The organism is Methylocaldum sp. MU1018 (assembly GCF_053646775.1).
Genome location: NZ_CM132195.1, coordinates 2,905,815 through 2,931,436, shown reverse-complemented (window position 1 = coordinate 2,931,436; position 25,622 = coordinate 2,905,815). Strand labels below are relative to the sequence as shown.

Below are 25,622 nucleotides of genomic sequence, written 5' to 3'. Positions count from 1 at the left end.
GGGGGGATGTGATCCAAAGCGGCGTTCAAACGACCGAGCACGTACTGTTTTTTACCCTCGTGCAGGTCGCCGTCATCATCGTCGCGGCGCGAGTGGCGGGTTATCTGGCCAGGCGGATCGGCCAGCTGCGGGCCGTGGGCGAGATCGTTGCGGGACTCTTGCTGGGGCCTTCGCTGTTCGGCGTACTCGCGCCGGAAACGTTCCGGCTGATATTCCGGACCACCGACACGATGCCCATCAGCATCATGAGCCAGATCGGATTGATCATGCTGATGTTTCAGATCGGCCTGGAATTCGATTTCTCGCATCTCAAATCCCGAGAGAACCGGCGCGCGGTCAGTCTGATCAGCGTGATGGGCATCGCGGCGCCATTCCTGCTCGGACTGGCATTCGGTTATGGATCTGCGCCTTATCTCGCTTCGGGCATTGCCGTGACGGGGTATGCCTTGTTCATGGCCACCGCGTTTTCGATTACGGCGGTGCCGGTTTTGGGACGCATTATGATGGAGTTCGATCTGACGCGGACTCGGATCGGGGTGATTACCATTTCCTCGGCAGCCGTCAACGATGCCGTCGGCTGGACCCTGCTGGCATTCATCTCCGCGGTGGTGACCGCGCATTTCTCCGTTGTCGACATGTTGGCGCAGGTGGCGGCGCTGTTGTTTTACGTTGGGGTGTGCTGGTGTGTGGTGCGACAGGTCCTCAAGTTCGTCGTGCGCCGTTTCGACTTCAACAATCAGGCGCTGCCGCAAGACCTGATGGCCATTCTCCTGGTCATCGTGTTCACCTCGGCCATGTTGACCAGCAAACTCGGGATTTTTGCCATCTTCGGCGGGTTCATGATGGGCGTGCTGTTGCACGATCAGTATGAGCTCGTCGAGGCATGGAAGCATAAGGTAGCGGATCTGGTAACGGTGCTTTTCTTACCGATTTTTTTCACCTATACCGGTCTGCGTACCGATGTGGGGGGATTGGAAACGGCGGAACTCTGGTTCTGGTGCCTGGTGCTCGTTTTTCTAGCCGTTGCGGGCAAATTCGGCGGCTGCTACCTTGCGGCTCGGCTGGCCGGCCTCAAGAGACCGGAAGCGCGGAACATCGCCATCATGATGAACACAAGGGCGCTGATGGAACTGGTTGTCGTGAATCTGGGGTTCGACCTGGGAGTGATCCCCTCTCAGGTTTTCACCATGCTGGTGCTGATGGCGATAGTCAGCACTGTCATGACGGCGCCGGGGCTTAGGGCATGGCTGCCCTCCATGGGGCATGCGATTCCGGCAGGGCGGGATGCGTAAAATCCTTTTACGGCCGCTCGCGGCGCTTTTCCAATTTATTCTGCCAGGACTGTGACAAAGCCTCGATTCGAAGAGCCCTCTCGATGATTTCTTGCTGACGTGGCCCCTGTCTGACCGCGAGCATGGCATCCCGGATATTCAATCGCTCCTCGTCTTCCTGAAGAAGGGCGATGGAATCGCCGGAACGTACCGAGCCTTCTTTCAGCACGCGAAAATAAAAACCGGTTCGCCCCGAGGATAGAAAGGCGCTTACGAACCCGGGGTCGCCCATCCTGATTCCCAATTTGAAACAGGGAACCCTCGGTTGGGTGACCTGTACCACGATATTGCCGATTTGAAAGACGTCGCCGATGTGAACGGTTTCGTCAGGCATTCCGGTGACGGTGAAGTTTTCGCCGAATTGCCCGAAAGGAAGGGGCGGGCGTTTCAATTCCTGCTCCCAAAATCGGTAGTTTTCCACCGTGTAGACATAAATGGCTTTATCTTTGCCGCCGTGATTCTTCAGATCGGCTTGCATGTCGCCCTCAAGTCCGAATGCGCCGGCTTTGACCGGACCGTCGACGGGCGTTTTGTAAATGCCCGTGGAAATCGTGCGGCACTCATATTCGATTTGTTTCGGTTCCGCCAAGCTGATGGCCAAGAGTTCCACGGGCGCCTCGCTGAAAGTTGGGCCGATGCTAATCCGATCGAGGGGCGACCGCGCGCCTGACCGGTCCGAAAGATTGTCTGTGGATCGGGCTCGGTCCCAGTTCGCGCAGGCACGAAGCATGTATCGCCGTGGGATAGCCTTTGTGGAGAGCAAGATCGTAGCCGGGGTACAGGCTGTCGAGAATCTTCATCTCCCGGTCCCGGAACACTTTGGCCAGTATCGATGCGGCAGAGATCGCCGGTACGGTTGCGTCTCCGCCGACGATGGCTTCGCCGGGGCAGGGGAGTTCCGGATAACGGTTGCCGTCGACCAAAACCCGATCCGGTTTCGTCGGCAGGGCCGCGAAGGCGCGACGCATGGCCAGCAGCGATGCCTGAAGGATGTTGATCCGATCGATTTCGCTCGCTTCCGCGCGGCCCACCGCCCAAGCGAAAGCGCATGCCTTAATGGACGCGGCCAGTGTTTCGCGGCGTTGCGGCGTCAGTTTTTTCGAATCGGCCAGCCCCTCGATGCAAAAACAGTCGTCGACGACCACTATTGCCGCCACTACCGGTCCTGCAATGCACCCGCGGCCCACTTCGTCGCAGCCGGCAATCAGCGCCACAGCGTTCGATTCCTGAAAAGTTTGCCGAGTACCGTCAGCGGATAATGCTCCGGCCGGTCTGCTTGAGAAAGTCAACCATCGTTTGAATCTCCGGAGTCTCGGCGGTCATTTCGTCAAGGTGTTGGATCGCCTCTTCGAGCTTTAGCCGGGATTTGTACACGATCTTATAAGCTTTTCGAATCTGCCGGATCGATTCCGGGCTGAAACCCTGCCTTTCCAGGCCCACCGTATTGATCCCATGCGGTTTGGTAGGGCTGCCTCCGACCATGACATAGGGCAGAATGTCGCGGGTGATGACGCTGCCCATGGCGGAAAAGCTGTGTCGCCCGATCTTGCAAAACTGGTGTACAAGCGAAAAGCCGCCCAATATGGCATGGTCGTCCATGCGCACGTGGCCGGCGAGCGAGGCGGCATTGGCCATGATGACATGATTGCCGATTACGCAATCATGCGCGACATGGGTGTATGCCATTAGCAAATTATCGTTGCCGATGCGGGTCACGCCTTGATCTTGAACGGTGCCGCGGTGAATCGTGACATACTCGCGAACGATGTTGCGGTCGCCAATATCGAGATAGGTGACTTCGCCGTGATATTTTTTATCTTGTGGATCTTCTCCCACGGAGGCGAATTGGAAAATCCGGTTGTGTTTCCCGATCCGGGTCGGCCCTTTGATGATTGCGTGAGGACCGATATGGGTGCCGGAATCGATTCGGACCTCGGGTCCGATGATGGCGTAAGCTCCTACACTGACGTCGTTCGCTAACTCACAGGAAGGATCGATAATGGCTGTGGGATGAATCAAGACTCCTGCTCCGCCGCCGCACACATGATTTCAGCACTGGCTACAAATTCCCCGTCGACCTCGGCGCGACAGGAAAACGCCCAGATATTCCGCTTGTGGCGCAGGTAGGTCGCTTCTAGCATCAGTCGATCGCCTGGAACGACCGGGCGTTTAAAACGTACTTTGTCCAGGCCGACGAGATAGTAAACCATCCCTTTTCCCAAAACATCCGGCGCGGTTTCCGACGCGAGCAGGCCGGTCGTTTGCGCGAGTGCTTCGATAATCAGAACTCCGGGCATGATGGGTAATTCGGGGAAGTGGCCTGTGAAGAACGGTTCGTTATAGGTTACGTTCTTGAAGGCCAAAAGCCGCTTGCCGGGGTCTACCTCAAGAACCCGATCCACAAGGAGAAAAGGATATCGGTGAGGCAGATATTCTTTTATTTTTTGAATATCCAAAGGCGCTTTTCCTTCTTCGGGGATGGATGCGATCATGGCTCGGCGTGTTATTGCTTGAAGCTGTCTTTGAGTTTTTTCTCGACCTTGCCGGTCACGTCGACCGTGTCGCTGGCGAATACCACCCCATCGGTCAAAAGAAGATCAAAGTTTTCGTCTTTGGCCAGGGATTGAATGGCTTCGAAAATCTCTTTCTGCAACTGAGTCAATTCTTCATTGCGGCGGAGATTGAAATCTTCTCTGAATTCGTCTTGTAAACGTTTGGCTTCACGTTTCCGGCTGATGATTTCTTTATCGATCTTCTGCCGCTCGGATTCGCTCATGATCGCGGCATCTTTGGCGAGCTTTTCTTCCATCGATTTGATCTGTTTTTGCTCGGCGACCAACTTTTTATCGCGCGGCGCAAATTCCCGCTCCAGTTCCTTTTTGGCTTTCTCGGCCTGAGGTGCCTTTTCCAATAACCGAGCTACATTGACAAAACCGATTTTGAGGTCGGCAGCTTCAAGGCTCATGCTCGTCAATAAGCCGAGCAGGGCAAAACCAATGCTTTTTTTTGACATGATCTTAAATCTCGCTTCGAAAATTCGGTTAATGGAAGAGTTATGAATGGCAGGAATACTGAATTTTGATCGTTTTTCGGAAACGGGTAATGTGTCGGAGCCGAAATGTCTGCCGCCGATTATACAAGAACTGTTTGGCGCCCATCGACTCTCCATGTCATCTCATGCTACATCCGGCGAATCAAAATCCGGAGCCGAACGAAAATTGAAAGTTTTGAATCTCGTCTCTGCCGCTGGCGTTTAAAGGTTGCGCCACGCTGAATGCCAAAGCCCCGAAGGGGGACAGCCACCTAGCCGACAGCCCGGCGGAATAGCGCAGTTCTCCCAAATCGTAGGTGCCGTCAAAAACGTTGCCTGCATCCAAGAAGGTGCCCAGGCGAAGGTTCTTGCTGTCCTGCATAAAGGGTACCGGGAAAAATAGCTCGGCAGTGCCGACCAGCTTGCTCGATCCGCCGAAGGGGTCGTTTCCGCCGTATCCCCGGCTGTTGTTCTTGGTGCGAGGTCCCAGCGTGTTGGGCTGGAAGCCTCTGACGGACTGAGGACCGCCCGCGAAGTAATTTTCGAAAAACGGCAGCTTTCCGGTGTCTCCATAGCCGTCGCCGTACGCGATTTCACCTTCCATCATGAAGGTAAGATCTTTTGCTATCGGGAAATAGTGCTGAAGCTTGTAGCTGGCTTTGTAGTAATTCAGATCGCTTACAGGCATGGACGCCAACAAGGATAGGCGCTGGGCTCCGCCCTTCGTCGGAAAGATGGCTCGATTCAAGGTATCGTGGGCCCAACCGGCCGACAAAGTCAATGTGTTGTATTTGTTGCCATTTTCTTCAATGAAGTTAAGGATCTCTTGCGATGATCTGGATGAGCCGTCGAGCTTCGTGTGTTCAAAATCCAGATTGAAACGCAAGCTATCGAACTCGTTCAGCGGGATGCCTAGATTGACGCCCGCAGAAGCGACGTCCGTATTGTAACGGGCAATGTACATTTGCGCCGCATCGGTGTTTCTGTAGCTGAGGTCGAAACCGCTGCTGATGCCGTCCAGCGTGGTATACGGATTGAAATAACCGAGCCGGTAAATCGTATTGACGCTGCTGTTGTTGAATGTCAGGTTGATCCGCTTGCCCGTACCGAAAACGTTGTCCTGGGTAACGCTGGCGTTGAAGATGATGCCTTGGGCCTGGGAAAAGCCGACGCCCGCCATCAGGTTTCCGGACGGTTTTTCCGTAACATTGTAATTGACGTCGATCTGATCGGTGGTTCCGGCCACCGCCGGCGTTTCGACGTTGACATCCTGAAAATAGCCCAACCGCTCCAGGCGGGTTTTGGAGCGTTCGATCTTGCTGGTGGACGCCCATGCCGCTTCCATTTGCCGCATCTCGCGCCGCAGCACTTCATCCCGCGTTTTGGTGTTGCCGTGGAAGTTGATGCGGCGCACGTAAACCTGCTTGCCGGGATCGACGAAGAAAGTGATCGAGACGGTTTTTTGCGACTCGTTGATGTCCGGCACCATATTGACGTTTGCGAAAATATAGCCTTCATCGCCCAGGCGGTCGGAGATCGCTTTGGAGGTTTCCGTAGCCAGCTTGCGCGAGAACGTATCGCCGGGGCCGATCTTGACCAGCGGGGTCAACTGGTCGGGTGGCACGATGAGCTTGCCTGTCAGTTTCGCTTCGTTGACGGTGTAGACATCGCCCTCTTTGACATTGATGGTGATATAGATTTCTTTTTTGTCCGGGGTGATGGAAACCTGGGTGGATTCAATATCAAAATTGATATATCCCCGGTCCAGATAATACGATCGCAGTCGCTCCAGATCGGCGGAGAGTTTTTGCTTCGAGTATTGATCGTTTTTGGTGTAGAACGAGAGCAGATTCGGCGTGCTGAGCTCGAATTGATCCAGAAGCTCCTCATCGCTGAAGGTATTGTTTCCGACGATATTGATCTGTTTGATCTTGGCGACCTTGCCTTCGGAAATCTTGATGTTGACGCTCACTCGGTTGCGCGGCAGGTCGGTCACTTCCGAAGTGATTTTCAATCCGTACTTTCCGCGGCTGTAGTACTGCCGACGAAGTTCCTGTTCAACCTTGTCGAGGATTTGGCGATCGAATACTTTACCTTCGGAAAGCCCTACGCTTTTTAATGCCTTCGTCAGATCCTCCGTGCTGATGTCCTTATTGCCTTCGATTTTGACGCTCGTGATGGAAGGGCGCTCTTCGACGGTGATGACCAAGACATTTCCGTCTTGGTCGAGTCGAACATCTTTGAAGAAGCCCGTCTTGAACAAAGCCTTGATGGATTCCGCCGACTGCTGCTGGTCGAAAACGTCGCCGATTTTGACGGGGAGATAGTTGAAAACGGTGCCGGCCGAAACCCTTTGCAATCCTTCGACGCGAATATCTTCGATGACGAACGGCTCAAGCGCCCAGGCCGAAAAGGTATAGGAAATCCCTAACAGCAGCAATTTCGCTAGTTTGTAGCGGTTCATGAATTAGGGCGGTTCGGGTCGCGGGGCGCGTTGGTTTTAGCGGCTTGAGGGTGTCCGGCAGGTATGGCGCATTACACGCTTACGCTCGCAAATCCCACGGCGACCCTGGATAGCTCGATTTCCCATAACGGAAGGAGTCCAAAACCTTGCGAAACCCAAGACGGCTGCATCAGGCTTCCCGCAAGTCCTTTTCCACTTGCTCGATGCTGATATGCCGGATGTTTTTGCCTTTAGCGTAATAAATGACATATTCGCAAATGTTGCAGGAGCGGTCGCCGATGCGTTCCAGCGAACGGGCCGACCACATGATGTCGAGCGATACCGGGATGGTTCGGGGGTCTTCCATCATATACGTGATCTGCTGACGCATGATGCTTTCGTATTCCCGGTCTACCATCCTGTCTTCCTGGACGACGCGCAAGGCTTCATCCACGTCCATGCGCGCGAAAGAATCCAGCGCCTCTCGAAGCAATCCGCGCACGTGTTTTGCCAATTGCTCGACTTCGGTCAGCTGGTTCTTCTTTGGATAATGACTTGCGAGATCGATGGATAGTCGGGCAATACGCTTTGCCTCGTCGCCGATCCGTTCAAGATCGGTGATGGTTTTGATGACCGCTACCACTAGCCGCAAGTCGCGGGCGGTGGGTTGGCGGAGGGCGATGATTTGAGTGCACTCTTCGTCGATGGAAACTTCCAGGGAGTTGACCTTGTAGTCGTCGGTGATGACGCGCTCGGCCAGTTCCACATCGTTGTTCACCAGCGCCGTCACGGCCGACTCGATCTGTTCCTCGACCAATCCGCCCAGGGTAAGCACCCGATTGCGGATGTCCAGCAGTTCATGGTCATACTGCTTGGAAATATGCTGATGCAAATTATCGGTGTCGGAAAAGTTAGTCATCGTGCTGCGTGATCGGGGTTGTTGCTTCGGAGAACCGCCGTTCGGCATTCTATCAACTCATTCCGGCGCATGAAAGCTCGATCCGTCCGATCCGCGTCCGTACGCGCTGAAAGCGGTAATACCGGGTTTTCACCGAGTGTGCCGCGAAATGTAACCGGTAATTTCGGCGCGATCGTGGTAGAGCTGCTTGAAAGCAAGCGAGCAATCGGCAAGCGTTTCGCCTAGTCGCGCTTCTATAATGCCGCGGCAGCGCTTGACTTCTTCGTAACGTTTGTTCATCGGCAGTTTCAGATTGAAGATCGCCCTTCGGCACAGGCCCAGAGCGATCCACTCGCCGACCAGGGCGGCGATTCGGGCGGGTTGCTCCACCACGTCGCAGACCAGCCAGTCTACGGCTTTGGCCGGACGATATCGAAATGCGTCCGCTCGCAAGTGCTCCACCAGTCCCGTGTCCAGCAAAGCGGCATCGAGGTTCCCGTTGTCGACGGCGGTGACCTTGATATGGCGTTTGGCCAATTGCCAGGTCCAGCCTCCCGGGGCGGCGCCCAGGTCGACTGCGGTTATGCCGGGGCCGAGGCTGTTCGGCTGATCGTCCAGGAAAGTCAGAAAGGCTTCCTCCAGCTTGAGGGTGGACCGGCTCGGTGCGCCTCGGGGGAATTTCAGGCGGGGAATGCCCATCGGCCAGGGGCATGAGTTGCCGGGTATCGAAACTCCGACATAGGCTGCCGTTGAACTGAGGAAAAACAGGTGCAGCCGGGGCGCCGGGGCGCCGCCCAGCAGCCCGCTGCCTTTGAGCGCGCGATCGAATGGCGCGGCAAATTTCCGGGTGAAAGCGGCGAGTGATTTTGCCTCGTTGGTATCCGCCGTTTCCAGGAGAACCTCGGAGAATCGCTTGCCCAGCCGGGTAACGGCCCGCAGCAGCGGCTGGACGCGATCGGCTACGGGAAGCTCGGTGAGCGGGCCGGCGGCAAAAATCAACTGTCGCGCAAAAATGAGGTTTTTGAACCGCAAACCTTTATCCGGCAGCGAAAGGGCCTCGGCGTCGTGCGGTATGAATATCACGAAGCCGCTGTCGGGCTTCGCCTTGACATAGCCGGATACGCCGAGTTCGCCGGTTCGTTCCGAAATTTCGGCGGCGCATTCTTTTTCGAATCCGCTGCGGCAGTAGAGTAAGACCCGGTCCGGGAGATCGGTGTTTATGGCGTTCAATACAAAGCGGTTTCTAGTGGCCCCAAGGGTGTTCGAGAAGCTTTTTCTCCCAGTCTAGGGATGTCTTCACGATGAACGACAGGTCGTCATAACGCGGTTTCCAGTCGAGCACTTGGTGGATTTTGCCGACTGCCGCCACCAGTTGGGGCGGGTCGCCGGGGCGTCGCGGCATTTCTTCGACCGTTATCGGTTTTCCGTTTACGCGATCTACGGCGGTGATGACTTCTCGAACGCTATAGCCGTGCCCGTAGCCACAATTCAGCGTGACCGAGTCGCCCCCGTTGCGCAAATAGGTCAAGGCTTGAACATGGGCATCGGCGAGATCGCTGACGTGAATGTAATCGCGTACTCCGGTGCCGTCCTCGGTAGGATAATCGGCGCCGAAAACACACAATTTTTCCCGTTTGCCGACGGCCGCTTCCGCCGCGACCTTGATCAGCAAGGTCGCGCGGCGGGTCGACTGGCCGATCTTCCCTTCCGGATCCGAACCGGCCACATTGAAGTAACGCAGGATGACATGCGTCATGTCCGTTGCGGCCGAGAGATCCCGCAGCATCCATTCACTCATCAATTTCGAAGCGCCGTAGGGATTGATCGGCGCCGTCGGCGACGACTCGGACGCATAGGGCTCATCGGGGATGCCGTATACGGCAGCGGTCGAGGAGAAAATGAAATGCTTCACGCCGGCATTGCGGGCGCACTCCAGCAGATTGCGCGTGTTGCAGGTATTGTTGCCGTAGTATTTCAGCGGATCGGATACGGATTCCGGAACGATGGTATGGGCGGCGAAGTGAAGCACCGCCTCCACGTTATAGTCGCGCAGGATTCGAGCTACCAAATCCGTGTCGCCCGTATCGCCCTCGACGAAATCGCCGTAAAGCACGGCTTCTTTGAAACCGGTGGAGAGATTGTCGAGCACTACGAGGCGTTCTCCCATTTCACCCAGTTGCTTGACCACGTGGCTGCCGATATAGCCGGCACCGCCGGTGACTAAAATGCTTTTTCTTTCCATATGATGCTCCTCGTTGGCGGATCAGTGCGTGTCGGTGGCGGCGAACCGCGTTTTTCTCGGAATCCGATGCTCAGTGCAGGTTATGAAAAAAGGGTTCTATCTCCACCGTTTGGCCGGCCTCGATTCCGGTGCTTTGGGCGGGAAGGACGATGAAGCAGTTTGCCGAGCTCATGGATGTCATCTGGGAGGAGCCTTGGCAGGTCAGCCCGGCGACGGTGTAACCGCCGTTCGGGGCGCGCCGATAAGCGCCGCGCTGGAACTCCAACCGTCCTGGGCGCTTGTGAAGGCGGTTGGTGCAAACGGCCTGAAGGCGCAAGGGCTCTATGAGCGGCGCACCCATCAGCCGCAGCAGGGCGGGGCGCGCCAGTTGTTGGAACGTGACCATCATGGATACCGGATTTCCCGGCAAGCCGAAAAAAAGGCTTGAATCGATGCGGCCGAAGGCGAAAGGTTTGCCGGGTTTGATGGCGATTTTCCAAAAATCGATATGGCCGATGTCTCTCATCACTTCGGTGATGAAATCGGCGTCCCCCACCGAGGCGCCCCCGGAGGTGACGACCGCCGCGGCTTGGCTCGATGCCTCCAGCAGGGCGCTTCGGATGGCTTCCTTGTCGTCTCGAATCACGCCCATATCGATCGTCTCGATATCGAGGGCGGCCAGCAAGGCGTCCAGAACGTAACGGTTGCTGTCGTGAATTTCGCCGAAAGCAAGCGGTTCCGTTATGGCGCGGAGTTCATCGCCGGTGGAAAAAAATGCGACGCGCAGTTTGCGGCGGACCGTAACCGCCGGCATGCCGATCGAAGCCAGGAGACCCAGTTCGGCGGGGCCGAGTCGCTTCCCCTCGGAAAGAAGCCGGTCCCCGGCTTTTATTTCCTCTCCTTGAGGCCGAACGTGTTCGCCCGGCTTGGGCTTCTCGGCGATTTGAATTTGGTCGCCCAGGCGCCGCGCGCGCTCTTGCATGAGCACGGCATCGGCATTTTCTGGAAGCGCGGCGCCGGTGAAAATCCGTGCGCATTCTCCGGGCGAGAGCGGCGCCGGGTAAGGCCGGCCTGCCCAAGCGGTTCCGGCGACGCGAAGCGTGGAGGTTTTTTCGAGATCTTCGGTTCTAACGGCATAACCGTCCATGGCCGAGTTCCGAAACGGCGGAAGATCCGTCGTTGAATGGATGTCTTCCGCCAGGATGCGGCCGAGCGCTCGTTTCAACGGGAGCTGTTCGGTTTCCCGTATCGGCGTTATGGTTTCGAGCATCCGATCCAGCGCGTCTTCCAGGCTTAAAAGCCGCGACTGTTTTTCCGCGCAGCAATCAAGCGCGGGCATGGGGAAGAAACTCCTGGCAAATGAAACGGACGATCTGCTCCGGGTCGTTGATATTCAGTCTGGGTATGCCGGGCGCAACCGCCGGCTCGGCGTCCGTCGCAATCGCGATGATGGTGTCGTCGCCGGGGAACAATAGCGGCTTGCCGAGAGCGGGGCGGTGCAGCTCGATTTTCGGGAAGCGTTCGCTCTTAAATCCTTCCACTAATATCAGATCCAGACCGGTCTGGTCGAAATGGGCCAATTCCTCGGACAAGACCGGCTCTCGGATCATCCGGTGTTCCGTGATGATGGCGCGGCGGTGCGACGAACTCAGCATGACGGGGCTCGCACCGGCCTGGCGCAGTTCGTAGCTGTCCTTGCCGGGGCGATCGATTTCGAAATTGTGGTGACTGTGCTTGATCAGCCCGACGTTGAGGCCGTTCGATCGAAGCAGCGGGATGACTTTCTTTAAGAGAGTGGTTTTGCCGGTGCCGCTGAAAGCGGCAAAGCCCAGTGTCGGCACCAGCGCATTGAGGATATTCAGCATTCGACCGCTTCGTTTGGAGTCGCAGGCAGCTTGCGGGGGAGGGGAAGGCCGGATCGGCGCCCGTTTCGGGTGCTCGTCGGCTGTGCAGACATCGCTAACATCACGTTCCGGTCAGTGTCTCGTTTGGAAAAAGCGGCTCGGAATCGGTTTTCCCGATCGTCCGGCTAGGAAACGCCGTAATAATCTTTGTACCACCTGACGAAATTGGCGATTCCGGATTCTATGGGCGTTGCCGGCCGATAGCCGACATCGCGAATGAGATCGTCCACGTCCGCGTAGGTATCGGGCACGTCGCCGCTCTGCATGGGGAGGAGGTTTTTTTCCGCTTTTTTGCCCAGGCATTCTTCCAGAACCTCGATGAAGCGCATGAGTTCGACGGGCTGGTGATTGCCGATGTTGTAAAGACGGTACGGCGCCTTGCTGGTGCCGGGATCCGGGCGGTCGCCGTTCCAATCCGGGTTGGGCGCCGCGACGTTGTCGAGAACCCTGACCACGCCTTCCACGATGTCGTCGATATAGGTGAAGTCGCGGCGATGATGTCCGAAATTGAAGACGTCTATCGGCTTGCCGGCCAGAATGTTCCGGGTAAACAGGAACAGGGCCATGTCCGGGCGGCCCCAGGGACCGTATACGGTGAAGAAGCGCAATCCGGTCGTCGGCAGGCCGTAAAGGTGACTGTAGGTGTGCGCCATGAGTTCGTTTGCTTTCTTCGTGGCTGCGTACAGGCTCACCGGGTGGTCGACGTTGTGATGGATCGAAAACGGCATGGCGGTATTGGCGCCGTAAACGGAACTGGAAGAGGCGTAAACCAGGTGCTCGATTCGATGATGCCGGCACGCCTCCAATATATTGCAGAAACCCACCAGATTCGCGTCGATGTAAGCATGGGGGTGCGTCAGCGAGTATCTCACCCCGGCCTGAGCGGCGAGATTGACGACGCGCTGCGGCCGGTGGTCCGCGAACGCCTGATTCAGACGCTTGCGGTCTTCCAGGGCAATGCGGATTTCCGTGAAGCCGGGCTGGTTCTTCAGTCGGGCCAGGCGCGCTTCCTTCAGGCCGACGTCGTAGTAATCATTGACGTTGTCGATACCGACGACCTCGTCTCCACGCGCAAGCAGCACCTGCGCCAATGCGGCGCCGATAAACCCCGCCGTGCCTGTGACCAAGACTTTCATTGACTATGTCCCTGTAGGTTATAGGTGGTCATCCACGGCATTCCGCGGCAACGCATATTTGACATCGAACAGGATTCCGTCGGGTTTTGCCAATGCGCGGATGGCTTGCGCGCCCATCGCTTTGAATTCCCGGTGGGCGACTGCGATGACGATGGCGTCATACTTCGCGGCGGGAAGTTCCCGAAGAAGCTCGATACCGTATTCCTCGTGGACTTCCGCGGGGTTGGCCCACGGATCGTAAACATCGACCCGTGCATTGTAGCTCTCGAGTTCTTTGATGATGTCCGTCACCCGCGTGTTCCGGATGTCCGGGCAATTTTCCTTGAAAGTCAATCCCAGGATGAGGATGTTTCCCTCACAGACTTGAAGACGTTTCTGGGTCATGAGCTTGACCACGCGGCTGGCGACGTACTCGCCCATGCCGTCGTTGATTCGGCGGCCCGCCAGGATGATCTCGGGGTGATGGCCGAGTTCCTGCGCCTTGTGGGTGAGATAGTACGGGTCGACGCCGATGCAGTGGCCGCCGACGAGGCCCGGACGAAACGGCAGGAAGTTCCATTTGCTCCCGGCGGCTTCCAGAACTTCCAAGGTGTTCAATCCCAGCTTGTTGAATAGGATCGCCAGTTCGTTGATGAGCGCGATGTTGACGTCTCTCTGGGTGTTCTCGATCACTTTTGCCGCTTCGGCGACCTTGATGCTGCTGGCTTTGTGAGTGCCGGCCGTGATGATTTTGCGGTAGAGCTCGTCGACGAAATCGGCGACGTCCGGAGTTGAACCCGACGTGACTTTCTTGATGGTAGTGACGCGGTGTTCCTTGTCTCCGGGATTGATGCGCTCGGGGCTGTAGCCGCAGTAAAAATCCCGGTTGAAGACCAATCCCGATCGAGCTTCCAGAATCGGCACGCAGACTTCCTCGGTTGCGCCCGGATAAACCGTGGATTCGTAAATGACGATGTCGCCTCTCGACAAGATCCGGCCTACGGTTTCGCTGGCTTTTTCCAGAGGCGTCAGATCGGGGCGTTTGTGCTCGTCTATGGGGGTCGGCACGGTAACGATATACACGTTGCAGCCCGCGAGATCGGCGGGATTCGCGGTGTAGCTCAGGCGCTTCACGCTGGCGAGTTCGTCGGCGTCGACTTCGAGCGAGCGGTCGAGTCCGTCTTTCAATTCCGCGATGCGCCGGGCGTTGATATCCAGACCTATGGTATCGAAGTGCTTGCCGAATTCCACCGCGAGCGGAAGTCCTACATAGCCCAGTCCGATTATGCCGATCTTTGTTTCAGCGAGCGAGCGCATCATGCCTCCAAATGAGTGAAGAATCTTAGAAATTCAGCGAAAGCTTAGACGATATTCTTGGGGGTTTTGTAAAAGCGATTAGGCTATGAAAACACGCATTCGGTCCCTCGCCCGGTCAGTATTTCTCGATCTGTCGGGGTTCGGCGGTCTGCGCTACGGATGCCCCAACCTCGGCTTAATTCTAAATGAAGGCACTTGAAGCGGAAAGCTCTTCCTCGTCCGGCGCGATGCCGTGCGCATCGCGGGTTGTGCGGGTGTCGGCGCGGATGCCCGTGCATCCGGAATATCGGGGATTTGACTGCCCGGCGCGATATCCTGGACTGGCGGTGTTCATTCAGCGCGAGAGGAGCGGTTCTTTCGGTGCGCGGGCTCGCATGGCGCGAAGGTTTTCGAGAACCTGAATCCTGACATGAAAAGCCGAAATCGGGATGCGCTTTTTGTAAAAAATCGTCTTGAACCGTCGATTCGGCTGCGCGCTCTGGGAAGCTTGTACCTATTGATCGAAGCTTCGAAAACTCATGGCGCGGAATGCCTTTGACGATACCCTGTCTTCCGTCGGAGATTTTGCCAGACAAGGGGGCTGTGTGTAGCGTATTCTATGCGCCCGGCAAAAGATTAATACTAATAGGGTCATGATCCCGACCTCATATCAAGCCGGGATCTTCAAGAAAACAAGAAATTACTAATAATGGCCGTTTGGGTTTCTGGGCGATCCACCTCGAGATAAGGCGTTTTCTGATTCCGACTCGTCGGTTTTGACATCGCGGCGGAAGCGGCGCGGACGGGCTTCGGGTGCGCTCGTTCTAAGGGGGCAAACGCGGGATATAGGCCTGCGGCGATCATAAAAACTGTTTACTCGACCTTAGTTACGCAAAATCGGCGCCGCTATGAGGCGCAATCGCAGTCCCGAGAATTCCTTGATATGACTACAACACGATTCGTTTCTTTAAAACCCATTCGGCCGATTCTCATTTCATAGCCATGCCGGAACGAGAAGGACTCATACACTCTGGCGGTAAATTTATCTGATCGAGGGTCGGCAAGATTTATGATTCGCGTTTTTCGCCATTATATTTCAAGCGTTTATCTAATTATCTTTTTGCTGGACTGCGGCATTTTTTTCTCCGCCTTTTATATGGGGGCGGTTTTGCGGTTTTTTCCCAATTTTCAGGACAGCTTATCGACCATCAATTTGGCCGATCCGTCCGCCACTTTCTGCGTGTTCATGCTGGCAAGCACTACGGGAATGGGGCTCTATCAACGGGCGCAGAACGGGGGCGATGCGGGGCTGCTGCTTCGCATATTGGCGAGTTTCGTGCTCGGCGCCATCTTGATGGGCTTGGTCTTCTATGTCATTCCGACGATTTTTGTCGGACGGGGCGTATTCGGCTATGCCTTGCTATCCGCCTTGACGTTGACGTTGTTTTCGCGATTTCTGTTTCTGAAGTTCGTGGATCGGCAGGAGCTTAGGCGGCGAGTGCTGGTTTTGGGCTCCGGTTATAACGCAAACATGATTCAAGAGTTCGAAAGCAAAGCAACCAATCCGAGCTTTCGCGTCATCGGCTTCGTGCAAATGGGCGGAGATTCCTGTCGGATCGATCCGCGCCGCCTACGTGTTTTGGATGCATCTCTCAACGAGTTCGCCACTGCGCACGATATCGACGAAATTGTGGTGGCCCCGGACGACCGCCGGGGAGGGCTTGCCGTAGACGAGATCTTGGACTGCAAGATGGATGGCCTGGAAGTGGTGGACCTTTTGCATTTTTTTGAGCGCGAGGCCGGCCTGATTCGGGTCGATTGCCTGCATCCCAGTTGGCTGGTTTTTTCCGACGGATTTCGTTACAGCGGTCTTCAGCAGCTTTCGAAACGCGCGTTCGATATTTTGGCGAGCCTTGCCTTGCTCGCCGTAAGCTGGCCCATCATGGTGCTGACCGCTTTGGCGATCGTGGTCGAAAGCGGCTGGCGTGCGCCGGTGTTTTACCGCCAGGTGCGCGTCGGTAAAAACTGGCGGTTGTTCAAAGTGATAAAGTTCCGAAGCATGCGCGTCGACGCCGAAAAAGACGGCAGGGCGCGATGGGCGACCCGAAACGACGATCGCGTGACCCGGGTGGGCCGGTTTATCCGGAAGACGCGCATCGATGAACTGCCGCAGCTGTTTAACGTTTTGACGGGCGAGATGAGTTTCGTCGGACCTCGTCCGGAGCGGCCCGAATTCGTGGAAAAGTTCGCGGAAACCATTCCGTACTATTCGGAGCGCCATCGGGTGAAACCCGGCATTACCGGCTGGGCGCAGTTGTGTTACCCGTATGGATCGAATTATCAGGATGCCATCGAGAAGCTGCAATACGATTTGTACTACGTCAAGAATTACAGTCTTTTTCTCGACTTTCTCATCATGTTGCAGACCATTGAAGTGGTTATCTGGGGCAAGGGAGCCCGTTAAGCGTCGACTTGGCATTTCGTTCCCGGATATCCCGGCAGCACAGATGGGCGGAGCATTTTTCATTTAACGCAGAGAGCGCATGACTGTCGGTGCCGTCAGCTATCTGGCAGGTTTTTTGGCCTATCTCTTTTTGAGCGCGCTGCTGCTGATCAGTTGGCGCGGCAACGAGATGGGCCGTTGGCTGGTTCTCGCGTCATTCGCGACCGCCGCTTGGTCCGCCATTTTGTCCGTGCAGGAGATTTACCGGATTTTCCCCGCGGCGTTCATCTGGTCGGCCGAAATCGTCCAGACTTACGTCTGGCTGCTGTTCTTCGGCAAGCTGTTCAAGCCTATTGAAGGGAGCTGCGCCGGCTCGAATTCAATAATGTCCAAAATCATCGGCCGGGGCATTCACGCGACAGCCGGCGCCCAACTGGTTTATGTCTGGATTTCGGCCTTGCTGGAACGATCGTATCCCGATGTTTTCCGGCCCTCATTCCAGTTTTTCGGTCATGTTGGCCTGGCCCTGATCGGATTGGTTCTGATCGAACAGTATTTTCGCAATATCCGTGCCGACCTTCTGTGGCGGATCAAGTTCATCTGTTTCGCCCTAGGCGGGATGTTCGCCTACGATTTCTATCTTTACTCGGATGCTTTGCTGTTCCAGCGCATCAATTCGGATCTTTGGGCGGCGCGCGGCGCGGTGTTCGCTCTGTTGTCCCCCCTCTTGGTCGTTTCGGCGGCCCGTAACCCGCAGTGGTCGGTGGATGTGTTCGTATCGCGCCAGGTGGTGTTCCATTCGGCCACTCTTCTCGGGGCCGGCGTTTACTTGCTGCTCATGGCTACCGCCGGCTATTACATCAAGATATACGGAGGGGAATGGGGCGCCGTCGCTCAAATCATCTTTTTGGTCGGAGCGTTTTTATTGCTCGCCTTGCTGCTTTTCTCGGGGCAGATGCGGGCTCACATGCGCGTCTTTTTGAGCAAGCATTTCTTTAACCATGCCTATGATTATCGGGAGGAATGGCTGCGGATCATCGCGACGCTTTCGGATACCGACTCCGGTCTTTTGCTCGAAGAGCGCGTGATCGTGGCTTTGAGCCAGGCGGTAGAGAGCCCGAGCGGCGTGCTTTGGGGGCGTGAATCGAACGGGCATTTCGTCTGGCGCGCAAGCTTCGGCGATCCCGATATCGGCGTTTCCCTGATCGATCGGAACGACGCGGTGATTCGTTACATGGAAGATAAAGAATGGATAGTCAATCTGCCCGAAATGGCGGCGATACCGGAGATTTATCGCGGGATCGACCGGCCTTCATGGCTCGAACCCCACTCGGACGCATGGCTGCTGGTACCCTTGTTTCAGCGGAAACGCCAGTTGTCGGGGCTGGTACTGTTGAGCCGGCCGCGCACGGCCATCCATTGGAACTGGGAGGTCATCGATCTCTTGAAGACCTTCGGCCGTTTAGCCGCAAGCTATCTGGCGCTCGAAGATGCCGGCCGGGCCTTGGCCGAAGCTCGGCAGTTCGAGGGCTTCAACCGGCTTTCCGCCTTCGTCATTCACGATTTGAAAAACCTTATCGCGCAACTAAGCTTGGTAGTGCGCAACGCAGAGCGCCATCACAGCAATCCCGAGTTTATGCGAGATGCCATCAAGACGGTCGATCATGCGGTCGGGAAGATGAGCCGACTGATGTCCCAATTGAAAAACTCGGGCTCCGCGCAATCGGAGAAGATGATCGATCTGGGAGAACTTCTCATTGAAGTCGTAGAGTCGCGAAAGGTGCAGGCTCCGGTCCCCTCGTGTGATATGTTTAGGCGGTCGGTGCTGGTTAGGGCCAATCGCGACCGTCTGGCATCTTCCTTCGAGCATATCATCCAAAACGCCCAGGACGCCGCCGGCAAAAACGGTCGGGTGACCGTTCGAATGAGAGCCGAAGGCAACAGTCATGCTACAGTCGATATCGAGGACAACGGACAAGGCATGGACGAGGAGTTTATCCGTACTCGCTTGTTCAAGCCTTTTGAAACGACGAAGGGGGTAACCGGAATGGGCATCGGGGCATACGAGAGCCGCGAATACATACGTTCCCTGGGAGGGGAACTCAGCGTGAGAAGCGAACCGGGCGCACGCACTCTGTTCAGCTTCTCGATTCCTATCGTTTCTAAATCCGAAGAACTTGCCTTAAACGAGGTGAATTCCGCTTGAGCGGTCAAACGTTGCTGATCGTCGAAGACGACCCCGGGCTACAAAGCCAACTTCGCTGGAGTTTCGAGCAATACAAAGTCGTGGTGGCGGACGATCGGGAATCCGCCATCGCGGCGGTCAAGCGTAATCAGCCGGCGGTGGTTACGCTCGACCTCGGGTTGCCGCCGGATCCCGGCGGCGTGAGCCAGGGCTTTGCGACGCTTAACGATATTCTGTCCATCGCGCCGGCCACCAAGGTGATCGTCATTACCGGTAACGACGATCAAATCAACCCGGTCAAATCCATCGGGCTCGGCGCTTACGACTTCTATCAAAAGCCGATCGATCCGGAAACCCTCTCTTTCGTGGTGGATCGGGCATTCCGCCTTTACGGACTGGAGGAAGAGAACCGACAGTTCCAGCGGATGCACATCACCAATCCCCTGGAAGGCATCATCGGCGCCAGCCCGGAAATGCATGAAGTCTGCCGCATGGTCGAGCGCTTGGCGCCGACCGACATCACCGTGCTGCTGCTGGGCGAAAGCGGCACCGGCAAGGAGGTGCTCGCGCGCGCGCTGCATGCTTTGAGCCCGCGTGCGAAAAAGCCCTTTATCGCCGTCAATGCGGCAGCCATTCCGGATAGTTTGCTGGAAAGCGAACTGTTCGGTTTCGAGAAAGGCGCGTATACCGGCGCGACCCAGCAAACCAAAGGCAAATTCGAATTGGCCGATGGCGGAACCTTCTTTCTCGACGAGATCGGCGATATTCCGCTCTCGCTGCAGCCGAAGCTGCTGCGCGTCCTGCAGGAGCGGGTCATCGAGCGGATCGGAGGGCGGCAGCCGATCAAAGTCGATGTGCGCTTGATTTGCGCCACCCACCAGAATCTCTCGAAACTGATCGGCGAGGGAAAATTCAGGGAGGATCTCTATTTCCGCATCAACGAAATGATCATCAACATTCCGCCGCTTCGGGAAAGGACCGGAGACATAGCGGTTTTGGCGCGCGCTTTCCTGGACAAGTTTGCGCAACAAATGCGCCGAGCGAACCTCCTCGGTTTCAGCGACGGAGCCCTGGCCGCCATGGAAGCCTATCACTGGCCGGGCAACGTGCGAGAGTTGGAGCACAAGGTTAAAAGAGCCGTGGTGATGGCCTCGGGGCCTCTGATCGACGCCAAGGACCTGGAGCTTGCGCCGGGGGAATTCAAACGCCGGTTATGGAGTTTGCGGGAAGCACGGGATATGGCCGAGCGCCAAGCCATCTGCGCCGCGCTGAGCGAAGCCGGCGAAAACGTCACCAAGGCGGCCGAAATCCTCGAAATAACGCGTCCGACGCTTTATGCCCTTTTGAGTAAATTCAACCTCAAAATTTAATTTAGGAGAAATTAACATGGTTCGTTTGCTCCAAGCGTTGATCTTATGGGTGTCGATTTTCGGCCAGGGCCAATCGGGAGCCGACGAAAATCTGCTCGGGCAGGCTCGAGATTACATCCGAAAGGGTGAGATCAAGGCCGCGGTCATTCAGTTGAAAAACCTGCTTCAGAGCGAGCCGGAAAATTCCGAAGCGCGCATGTTGATCGGCGAGTCTTACCTGAAGCTCGGCGATGGTCCGGCGGCGGCCAAGGAGCTGGAAAAAGCACGGGATTTGGGCGCGCCGAAGGAAAAATGGATCATGCCCCTGGCGCGAGCCTATCTATTGCAGGACAAGCCAAGAGCCATTCTGGAGCAGATCGTGCCGGGAGATGATTTGGCCGGCGCGGTCCGCGCTCAAGTCTACGGTATTCGCGGATTGGCCCAAATTGCCCTGAAAGAGCCGGAGCAGGCGAAGGAAAGCTTCGCCGCGGCCTTGAAGCTCGATGCCGCGGCGAGCGATGCCTTGTTGGGCCTCGCCATGCTGGAAGCGCAGCAGAAGCAGTACAAGAAAGCGATCGAATACGCCGATCAGGCGGCCGCCAAAGACCCCAAAAACGTGAATGCCTGGATTGTTTTGGGAGAAACCAAGCGATCGGATGGCGATTTGCAGGGTGCGGTCGATGCCTTTACCAAGGCGCTCGATGTTCAGTCGTTTGATGTGCGGGCCCGGCTCGGACGGGCTGCGGCCTATCTCGGCTTGGACAAGCCGCAGGAAGCGCAAAAAGATGTGGATGAGGTTCGCAAGGCGGCGGGAGACGTGCCGCTGGCGCTTTATCTCCATGCCGTAATCGCCTTTCAGAAGAAAGAGCTTCAAGAAGCCGAAGACGCGCTCGTCAAGGTGACCGGCGTTCTTCCGAATCATTTGCCCAGCCGGCTGCTGTTGGGCACGATCGCCTATCAACAAGGAAAATACGAGTCGGCGGAAAACAATCTTTCGCAATATCTCGGATCCTTTCCCGGGCATTTGCCCGCCGCCAAGCTGCTGGCCGCGACACGGATGAAGCTCGGGCGCGCCCGTGAGGCCGTCGAACTCTTGAAGACGGTCGAAGATCAGGCGTCCGGCGACCCTCAGTTTCTCGCTCTCCTGGGCAGCGCTTATCTTCAGGACAAGCAATACGATGCGGGCACGGAATATTTGAGCCGGGCCTCCGAACTCGCGCCCAAGGAAGCCTCGGTCAGGGCGCAGTTGGCTTTGGGGCGCATAGCGTCCGGACGCATGGAGCAGGCGGTGGACGACCTCAAATCCGCCGTCGATCTGGATCAGAATCTGCTGCAAGCGGACGTGATGCTGATCCTCGCCCTGATCCATCAGAAAAAACCGGACGAGGCGATCGAGACGGCCCAGAAAATGAAGAGCAGGATGCCGGGCGATCCCATGCCCGAGAATTTGCTCGGCGCTGCCTATATGTCCAAAGGGGATACGGAGAAAGCGCGCGAACACTGGTCGGCGGCTCTGAAACTCAAGCCCGATTATGCGACCGCCGCGCTCAATTTGGCCAAGCTTGAACTCAGCCGTGACAACCCCGATGCGGCGGTCCGGCATTACGAGCAGATTCTTCGGCATGATCCGAAAAACCTGGCGGCACATCTCGGTCTCGCTCAGGTTGCCGAACTGCGCAAGGATTATCCGAAAATGGAGCAATATCTGAAGGACGCGCGCGAAAAAAATCCCAAGGCGTTGCAGCCATCTTTGATGCTGTCCCGATACTTCTTGGCGACGGGCAAGCCTCTCCAGGCGCTGGAGGTTGCCCGCGACGCCGAGATCAACAATCCCGGCCAGCCGCTGGCGCAGCAGAGCTTGGGTCTGGCCCAGTTCGCCAACGGCCAGGAGGCGAGCGCCGTCGCCACATTCAAGAAATTGGTGAGCAAGGTTCCCAACAATCCGGAGTATCGCCATCAGCTCGCTCAGATCCTTTATAAGATGGGCGACAAGCAGGCGGCCAGAGCCGAATGGGACAGCGCTCTGAAACAAGCCCCAGACTATTTGCCCGCGCTTTTGGCCCAGGCCGAGTTGAACCTTCAGGATAAAAAATACGGCACGGTGCTGAAAATAGCGGAGGACATCAAGGCCAAGCACCCGAAATCGCCGATGGGCTTTCAGTTGGAAGGCGATGTGCAGTTTTCCCAAAAACAGTTCGGGGAAGCGCGCGCGGCTTATGAAAAAGCGTTCCAGGCCGCTCCGAGCTCGATTTTGGCGCGGCGTTTATTTCAGACGCGTCGCGCATTGGGGCAGGACCAGGCTGCTTTCGACGGCTTGAATCAGTGGCTGCAATCGTCCAAAAACGATGTCGATGCGTGGACCTTGCTGGCCGTGGCGCATCAGGAAGCCGGCAGATCCCAGGAAGCTCTGAGCGCTTACGAGAAAGCCCAGAGCCTGGCGCCGGACAATACGCTGATTCAAAACAATTTGGCCTGGTTGTATCAAGAGTTGGGGAGCGATAAGGCGCTGCCTTTGGCCGAAAAATTGCTTCAGGCATCCGAGAACCGCCCTGAGATCATGGATACGGTCGGTTGGATTTTCATACAGAACGGAAAGCCGGAAAAAGGATTGAACTTGTTGCAGGATGCAGCTGTGCACGCGCCTCACGTGGCGCAGATTCGCATTCACTTGGCCGAGGCTTTGGCCAAGTTGGGGCGAAAGGACGAAGCGCGCAAGGAGGTGGAGCGCCTGCTCAAGGAAAAGGCGAGTTTTGCCGAACGCGATAAAGCCGAAGCGCTGCTAAAGAAGCTGTAATGCATCAAGCAAGGACTAAAAGTAAAAAAAGAAGGCGCATCTCCCGGCCTCGGGAGTGGTTTGCGGCGGTCGAGAAACAGGTTGAATTCGGCCGGATTCCGGTCATGACGCGGAATTAATCCTGCTCCTGATTGTTGGTAGAATGTGAAAGCGACTTAGTCAATGCGAAAAGATACGTTGAAAAAAACTCTCTTCATGCTCGCTCTTTGCGCGCCTGTTATAGCCGCTGCCGCGCAGAAAGCCTATGTCACCGACAGGCTGGAAGTCCAAATGCGCACCGGGCAGAGCTTGCAGCACAAAATCGTCAAAATGGTGCCCTCGGGCACGGAGGTGAGCGTCATCGAGCAGAATCCCCAATCGGGTTATTCCTTCGTGCGGTTGGGGAGCGGCGAGGAAGGATGGATGCTCAGCCGATACCTGTCCCAAGAGCCGATTGCTCTCAACCAGCTCGACGACATGACCAAAAAGCTCGATGCGGCGCTGGAAGAAAACAAACGGCTGAAAAGCGATCTGGCTGCAGTGACATCGGGCAAACAAAGCACCGATAAAACCGCTCAGCAACTTCAAACCGAGACCGCCCGTCTGAATACCGAGCTGGCGGCGGTCCGCCAGGCTTCCGCCAATGTTCTTCAAATCCAGGCCGAACGCGACTCGTTGCGGGAGCGCGTCATCAATCTCGAGCGGGAACTGGATACCCTTCGCCGGGAGAAGCAGGCTTTGGACGGAGATCACCGTCAGGATTGGTTTATGATCGGCGCCGGCGTGCTTTTCGGAGGCATCGTGCTCGGCGTGGTTCTGCCGCGCCTGTCCTGGCGCAAGAGAAGCCGTTGGGGCTCGTTCTAAGCCGCTAGTTTTTTGTTTCCTTCCCGACAAGCCGTGAATCGGCTGAATCCTCTTTTCGGAGATTATTGATGAGCGATAAAGAAACCCGTTCCTTTTCATCCCAGGTTGTCGACGGTATGGAACGGGCGCCGAGCCGCGCGATGCTGCATGCGGTCGGTTTTACCGATGGCGATTTCGAGAAACCCCAGATCGGCATCGCGTCCACCTGGAGCATGGTGACGCCCTGCAACATGCACATCGATCGCCTGGCGGACGACGCGGCCCGCGGCGTGGATCAAAACGGCGGCAAGGCCGTGATCTTCAACACCATCACCATTTCGGACGGCATCTCGATGGGCACCGAGGGCATGAAGTATTCGCTGGTGTCGCGAGAAGTCATTGCGGATTCCATCGAGACGGTCGTGGGTTGCCAAGGTTTCGACGGTGTCGTCGCCATAGGCGGCTGCGACAAGAATATGCCGGGTTGCCTGGTTGCGCTGGCGCGTCTCAATCGTCCTGCCGTATTCGTCTACGGCGGCACCATTCTGCCCGGCTGTCTCGGCGAAAAGAAACTGGATATCGTGTCCGTGTTCGAAGCGGTCGGCGCCCGCGCCAACGACAAGATCGACGACGCGCAGTTGAAGCAGATCGAAGCCAAGGCCATTCCCGGCGCAGGTTCGTGCGGCGGCATGTACACCGCCAACACCATGGCGTCCGCCATCGAGGCGCTGGGCATGAGCCTGCCCGGCAGTTCCGCCCAGGCGGCCGTTTCGCCGGACAAGCAATCGGATTGCGCCAGGGCCGGTCAGCAGGTTCTGAAACTCCTGGAACTCGGCATTCGCCCGCGCGACATCATGACCAAACCGGCGTTCGAGAACGCCATCACCGTGGTCATCGCTCTCGGAGGGTCCACCAACGCCGTGTTGCATCTCTTGGCGATGGCCAATGCCTGCGGCGTCGATCTGACACTCGACGATTTCACCCGCATCGGCAAGCGAGTGCCGATGCTGGCCGATCTCAAGCCGAGCGGACGCTACGCCATGGCGGAACTGATCGAGATCGGCGGCATCCTACCTTTGATGAAGATGTTGTTGGACGCGGGCCTTCTGCACGGCGACTGCCTCACCGTGACCGGCAAGACGCTCGCCGAGAACCTGGCCGATGTGCGGCCGTATCCCGACGGACAGGACATGATACGTCCCCTCGACAACCCGATCAAAAAGGACAGCCATCTGGTGGTTCTGAAAGGCAACCTCGCGCCCGAGGGCGCCGTCGCCAAGATTACCGGCAAGGAAGGGCTTTCCTTCACCGGGCAGGCGCGGGTATTCGATTGCGAAGAATTGGCGCTGAAGGCGATTCTGGACGGTACGGTCCAGAAGGGCGACGTGATCGTCATCCGCTACGAAGGACCCAAGGGCGGTCCCGGCATGCGCGAAATGCTTTCGCCCACCTCGGCCGTCATGGGCAAGGGCTTGGCCAAGGATGTGGCGCTGATCACCGACGGGCGGTTTTCCGGCGGCACTCACGGTTTCGTCGTCGGTCACATTACCCCCGAGGCATACGCGGGCGGTCCTCTGGCGATCGTTCGGAACGGCGACACCATCACCATCGATGCCGAGAAGCGCGAAATCACCTTGCACCTCGGCGAGGATGAAATCCGCTCGCGACTCGCTTCGTGGCGCCAGCCCAAGCCGCGTTACACCAAAGGCGTGCTCGCCAAGTACGCGAAGCTGGTATCGTCCGCTTCCCTGGGCGCGGTGACCGACATGAATCTGGAGGACATCTAGGGC

At 56.9% G+C, this 25,622-nt stretch carries 20 protein-coding genes; 7 read left to right on the top strand and 13 right to left on the bottom strand.

All coding sequences use genetic code 11. The annotated features are described in order from the left end of the window. Window positions 1-8 precede the first annotated feature (8 nt). A complete protein-coding gene (locus ACWJKU_RS13460) occupies window positions 9-1,292 on the top strand; it encodes a cation:proton antiporter (RefSeq protein WP_454142902.1) in 1,284 nt (427 codons plus the stop codon). Window positions 1,293-1,299: 7 nt separating this feature from the next. Here ACWJKU_RS13460 and ACWJKU_RS13455 read toward each other — a convergent pair whose 3' ends face one another. The 13 genes from ACWJKU_RS13455 to tviB form a co-directional block, all read right to left on the bottom strand. Continuing rightward, entirely contained in the window at window positions 1,300-1,941 is a 642-nt protein-coding gene (locus ACWJKU_RS13455; protein ID WP_454142900.1) for an MOSC domain-containing protein, read from the bottom strand. 28 nt (window positions 1,942-1,969) lie between these two features. Continuing rightward, entirely contained in the window at window positions 1,970-2,545 is a 576-nt protein-coding gene (rnhB, locus tag ACWJKU_RS13450) for a ribonuclease HII (RefSeq protein WP_454142898.1), read from the bottom strand. Between the two features lie 34 nt (window positions 2,546-2,579). Next, window positions 2,580-3,350, bottom strand: coding sequence for an acyl-ACP--UDP-N-acetylglucosamine O-acyltransferase (lpxA, locus tag ACWJKU_RS13445; protein ID WP_454142896.1), 771 nt, complete (start codon window positions 3,348-3,350; stop codon window positions 2,580-2,582). Further along, window positions 3,347-3,787, bottom strand: coding sequence for a 3-hydroxyacyl-ACP dehydratase FabZ (gene fabZ, locus ACWJKU_RS13440; RefSeq protein WP_077730384.1), 441 nt, complete (start codon window positions 3,785-3,787; stop codon window positions 3,347-3,349). Before fabZ ends, lpxA begins: the two co-directional genes overlap by 4 nt. Before the next feature lie 47 nt (window positions 3,788-3,834). Beyond that, on the bottom strand, window positions 3,835-4,500 hold the full coding sequence (locus ACWJKU_RS13435) for an OmpH family outer membrane protein (protein ID WP_454142894.1): 666 nt from the start codon (window positions 4,498-4,500) through the stop codon (window positions 3,835-3,837). A 25-nt stretch (window positions 4,501-4,525) separates the two neighbouring features. Next, window positions 4,526-6,826: an outer membrane protein assembly factor BamA gene (gene bamA, locus ACWJKU_RS13430; protein WP_454142892.1), complete on the bottom strand. Its 2,301-nt coding sequence runs from the start codon at window positions 6,824-6,826 to the stop codon at window positions 4,526-4,528. Window positions 6,827-6,995: 169 nt separating this feature from the next. After that, complete coding sequence (gene phoU, locus ACWJKU_RS13425) at window positions 6,996-7,724, bottom strand: phosphate signaling complex protein PhoU (protein ID WP_454142890.1); 729 nt, start codon at window positions 7,722-7,724, stop codon at window positions 6,996-6,998. Window positions 7,725-7,853: 129 nt separating this feature from the next. Further along, entirely contained in the window at window positions 7,854-8,924 is a 1,071-nt protein-coding gene (gene rlmM, locus ACWJKU_RS13420) for a 23S rRNA (cytidine(2498)-2'-O)-methyltransferase RlmM (protein WP_454148141.1), read from the bottom strand. 22 nt (window positions 8,925-8,946) lie between these two features. Next, window positions 8,947-9,945 carry a UDP-glucose 4-epimerase GalE gene (galE, locus tag ACWJKU_RS13415; RefSeq protein ID WP_454142888.1) on the bottom strand — a complete coding sequence of 333 codons (999 nt, stop codon included), beginning with the start codon at window positions 9,943-9,945 and terminating at the stop codon, window positions 8,947-8,949. Window positions 9,946-10,015: 70 nt separating this feature from the next. Beyond that, window positions 10,016-11,263 carry a molybdopterin molybdotransferase MoeA gene (gene moeA, locus ACWJKU_RS13410; RefSeq protein WP_454142886.1) on the bottom strand — a complete coding sequence of 416 codons (1,248 nt, stop codon included), beginning with the start codon at window positions 11,261-11,263 and terminating at the stop codon, window positions 10,016-10,018. Further along, window positions 11,250-11,789, bottom strand: a complete 540-nt coding sequence (gene mobB, locus ACWJKU_RS13405) for a molybdopterin-guanine dinucleotide biosynthesis protein B (protein ID WP_454142884.1) — start codon at window positions 11,787-11,789, stop codon at window positions 11,250-11,252. The genes moeA and mobB overlap by 14 nt, the downstream gene beginning before the upstream one ends. A 164-nt stretch (window positions 11,790-11,953) precedes the next feature. Beyond that, entirely contained in the window at window positions 11,954-12,964 is a 1,011-nt protein-coding gene (locus tag ACWJKU_RS13400) for an NAD-dependent epimerase (RefSeq protein ID WP_454142882.1), read from the bottom strand. 18 nt (window positions 12,965-12,982) lie between these two features. Next, window positions 12,983-14,263 (bottom strand): Vi polysaccharide biosynthesis UDP-N-acetylglucosamine C-6 dehydrogenase TviB, encoded by a 1,281-nt coding sequence (gene tviB / locus ACWJKU_RS13395; RefSeq protein ID WP_454142880.1) that lies wholly within the window; start codon window positions 14,261-14,263, stop codon window positions 12,983-12,985. A 1,045-nt stretch (window positions 14,264-15,308) separates the two neighbouring features. On the opposite strand from tviB, the gene ACWJKU_RS13390 reads away from it, so the two are divergent. The 6 genes from ACWJKU_RS13390 (at window position 15,309) to ilvD (ending at window position 25,619) form a co-directional block, all read left to right on the top strand. Next, window positions 15,309-16,703, top strand: a complete 1,395-nt coding sequence (locus ACWJKU_RS13390; protein WP_454142878.1) for a TIGR03013 family XrtA/PEP-CTERM system glycosyltransferase — start codon at window positions 15,309-15,311, stop codon at window positions 16,701-16,703. A 79-nt stretch (window positions 16,704-16,782) separates the two neighbouring features. Continuing rightward, window positions 16,783-18,888: an XrtA/PEP-CTERM system histidine kinase PrsK gene (gene prsK / locus ACWJKU_RS13385; RefSeq protein ID WP_454142876.1), complete on the top strand. Its 2,106-nt coding sequence runs from the start codon at window positions 16,783-16,785 to the stop codon at window positions 18,886-18,888. Then, on the top strand, window positions 18,885-20,237 hold the full coding sequence (gene prsR, locus ACWJKU_RS13380; protein WP_454142874.1) for a PEP-CTERM-box response regulator transcription factor: 1,353 nt from the start codon (window positions 18,885-18,887) through the stop codon (window positions 20,235-20,237). Before prsK ends, prsR begins: the two co-directional genes overlap by 4 nt. Before the next feature lie 16 nt (window positions 20,238-20,253). After that, window positions 20,254-23,010 (top strand): XrtA/PEP-CTERM system TPR-repeat protein PrsT, encoded by a 2,757-nt coding sequence (prsT, locus tag ACWJKU_RS13375; RefSeq protein ID WP_454142872.1) that lies wholly within the window; start codon window positions 20,254-20,256, stop codon window positions 23,008-23,010. Between the two features lie 177 nt (window positions 23,011-23,187). Continuing rightward, the gene (locus tag ACWJKU_RS13370) at window positions 23,188-23,853 is read left to right on the top strand and encodes a TIGR04211 family SH3 domain-containing protein (RefSeq protein ID WP_454142870.1); all 666 of its coding nucleotides are present in this window, start codon (window positions 23,188-23,190) and stop codon (window positions 23,851-23,853) included. 68 nt (window positions 23,854-23,921) lie between these two features. Then, the gene (gene ilvD, locus ACWJKU_RS13365) at window positions 23,922-25,619 is read left to right on the top strand and encodes a dihydroxy-acid dehydratase (protein WP_454142868.1); all 1,698 of its coding nucleotides are present in this window, start codon (window positions 23,922-23,924) and stop codon (window positions 25,617-25,619) included. Window positions 25,620-25,622 lie beyond the last annotated feature (3 nt).

Bases quoted from the DNA above. Each gene is read 5' to 3' on its own strand.
- mobB (WP_454142884.1), bottom strand. From the start codon at position 11,789: ATGCTGAATATCCTCAATGCGCTGGTGCCGACACTGGGCTTTGCCGCT.
- prsT (WP_454142872.1), top strand. From the start codon at position 20,254: ATGGTTCGTTTGCTCCAAGCGTTGATCTTATGGGTGTCGATTTTCGGC.
- ilvD (WP_454142868.1), top strand. From the start codon at position 23,922: ATGAGCGATAAAGAAACCCGTTCCTTTTCATCCCAGGTTGTCGACGGT.
- bamA (WP_454142892.1), bottom strand. From the start codon at position 6,826: ATGAACCGCTACAAACTAGCGAAATTGCTGCTGTTAGGGATTTCCTAT.
- tviB (WP_454142880.1), bottom strand. From the start codon at position 14,263: ATGATGCGCTCGCTCGCTGAAACAAAGATCGGCATAATCGGACTGGGC.
- ACWJKU_RS13400 (WP_454142882.1), bottom strand. From the start codon at position 12,964: ATGAAAGTCTTGGTCACAGGCACGGCGGGGTTTATCGGCGCCGCATTG.
- phoU (WP_454142890.1), bottom strand. From the start codon at position 7,724: ATGACTAACTTTTCCGACACCGATAATTTGCATCAGCATATTTCCAAG.
- ACWJKU_RS13390 (WP_454142878.1), top strand. From the start codon at position 15,309: ATGATTCGCGTTTTTCGCCATTATATTTCAAGCGTTTATCTAATTATC.
- ACWJKU_RS13435 (WP_454142894.1), bottom strand. From the start codon at position 4,500: ATGGAGAGTCGATGGGCGCCAAACAGTTCTTGTATAATCGGCGGCAGA.
- prsK (WP_454142876.1), top strand. From the start codon at position 16,783: ATGACTGTCGGTGCCGTCAGCTATCTGGCAGGTTTTTTGGCCTATCTC.
- moeA (WP_454142886.1), bottom strand. From the start codon at position 11,263: ATGCCCGCGCTTGATTGCTGCGCGGAAAAACAGTCGCGGCTTTTAAGC.
- galE (WP_454142888.1), bottom strand. From the start codon at position 9,945: ATGGAAAGAAAAAGCATTTTAGTCACCGGCGGTGCCGGCTATATCGGC.